This is a genomic window from Kitasatospora sp. NPDC007106 (assembly GCF_040634455.1).
In the GTDB taxonomy this organism is placed as follows: Bacteria; Actinomycetota; Actinomycetes; order Streptomycetales; family Streptomycetaceae; genus Kitasatospora; species Kitasatospora arboriphila.
Window position 1 is genome coordinate 1 of sequence record NZ_JBEYFP010001278.1, and the last position, 1312, is coordinate 1312.

At 73.6% G+C, this 1312-nt stretch carries 1 protein-coding gene and 1 pseudogene; both read right to left on the reverse strand.

Annotated features, from left to right (window positions below; genetic code table 11):
- A pseudogene (locus tag ABZ641_RS37835) lies at nt 1-413 on the reverse strand (Rieske (2Fe-2S) protein); the annotation flags it as partial.
- 57 nt (nt 414-470) lie between these two features.
- On the reverse strand, nt 471-1172 hold the full coding sequence (locus ABZ641_RS37840; protein WP_344627231.1) for an HAD family hydrolase: 702 nt from the start codon (nt 1170-1172) through the stop codon (nt 471-473).
- Nucleotides 1173-1312: the final 140 nt, after the last annotated feature.

Sequence of the window (1312 nt, forward strand, 5' to 3'; positions counted from 1 at the left end):
GCCAGCGAGGCGCCCTGCAGGGCGGCCGCGGCGACGATGCCGAAGGCGTGGACCAGGCCGGTGCGGCGCTGCTCGGCGGTCAGCGTCGACCAGTCGGCCCATCCCGTCCAGGCGGCGGGGGCCACGCCGATCAGGCCGATCCTGGTGAGCCGGCGGGCCGCGTCGGGGGAGGTGCAGGCGGCGTCCAGGAGGGTGGCCGAGAGCCAGCAGCCCACCGGGAGCTGGACCACCGCGGGGTGCAGGTGGTGGCCGAGCCAGACGCCGTGCAGGGCGTCCCGCACGGGCTGCGGGACCTGCTGGAGCATCCCGTGCAGGCGCTCCGACGCGGGGTCGAGGGCGGCCCAGCCGGACGGTGCGTCCAGCCATCCGGCGAGCGGAGACCGCCTGGATCCGGAGAAGGTGTGAACGTCCATATCGGGCGACTTGCCGGTTCGTACGCCTGCCAAACCCGTGCCGGCCGAACGGGGAGCTCAGAAGTGGGTGAGCAGTTCGGTGAAGCTCGCCAGCTCCAGGGTGGCGGTGTGCGCGCCGAACTCCTCGTGCTCCAGCACCCAGGTGTGCTCGTGCGGGATGAAGACGGCGTTCAGGCCGGCCCGGCGGGCCGGCACGATGTCCGACTTGGGGGAGTTGCCGATCATCCACGTCCGGTCGGGGACGAGCGAGAGGTCGGCGACCAGCCGGTGGTAGGTGTCGACGTTCTTCTCGGCCACGATGTGGATCCCGCCGAAGTGGTGCGCGACGGCGGACGCCTCGACCTTGCGCCGCTGCTCCGCCTCGTCGCCCTTGGTGAGCATCAGCAGCCGGTGCCGTCCTGCCAGCTCGGCGAGGGTGTCGGCGACGCCGGGGATCAGCTCGACCGTGCGGCTGGTCAGCGGCAGCAGCAGGTGGTCGATCCGGTCCCGGTCCTCGGCCGTGACGGAACGGCCCCGCACGTGCCCGAGGCTCTCGGCCAGGTTGTGCCGGAACACGGCGGCGCCGTACCCGAGGGTGGCCGCGTTCGCCGCCTCCACCGCGTCGAGCACCGCCCGGGCGGCCTGCCGGGCGGCGGGGTCGGCGGGGTCGCCGGCCACCCAGTCGAGGAAGCCCTCGATGACGCGCTCGAAGAGCACGTTGTTCTCCCACAGCGTGTCGTCGGCGTCGAAGACGAGCACCTGGTCGGCGTGCAATCCCATCCACCTCATCCGTTCCGTGACGGTCGGTCAGCTCACCGGTGCGGCCGGGGAGCCGTCCTCCAGCAGGGTGCCCAGCCGGGCGAGCGACTCCCGCAGGGCCTCGCCGCGGGCCGCCCCGGCCGCCTCGGCGAGCGAGATCG

Bases quoted from the DNA above. Each gene is read 5' to 3' on its own strand.
- ABZ641_RS37840 (WP_344627231.1), bottom strand. From the start codon at position 1,172: ATGGGATTGCACGCCGACCAGGTGCTCGTCTTCGACGCCGACGACACG.